Raw genomic sequence first — 402 nt, forward strand, 5'->3', positions numbered from 1 at the left:
GCCGGCTCCGCCGCGCCCCGCCGTGGAGCCGGTGGCGTCGGTCTACCCCACCCGCGACGAGACGGTGGGCGTGGCGCAGCCCGTCATGATCCGCTTCGACCGCCCCGTCGCCGACCGCGCCCGGGCGGAGGCCTCCGTGGGGATCCGCACGGCGCCGGCCGTCCAGGGCAGGTTCTACTGGGTCGGCGATTCGGAACTGCGCTGGCGGCCGCACGAGTTCTGGCCCGCGGGCACCTCGGTCACCGTGTGGGCAGGCGGGCGGGAGAACGTCTTCCGCACCGGCGACGCCGTCGTCTCGACCTACGACGACGCCACCCACCTGGTCACCGTCACCCGCAACGGCCAGGTCGTCCGGACGATGCGGGCCTCGGCGGGGCGGGACGCCTACCCCACCCACAACGG

General features: G+C 75.6%; 1 protein-coding gene. It reads left to right on the top strand.

What is annotated here, in order from left to right:
- Positions 1-31: 31 nt before the first annotated feature.
- The coding region (locus G6022_RS05255) for a L,D-transpeptidase (RefSeq protein ID WP_347238151.1) at positions 32-402 on the top strand (371 nt) is incomplete at its 3' end.

The organism is Dietzia sp. Cai40 (assembly GCF_014145165.1).
GTDB lineage: Bacteria > Actinomycetota > Actinomycetes > Mycobacteriales > Mycobacteriaceae > Dietzia > Dietzia natronolimnaea.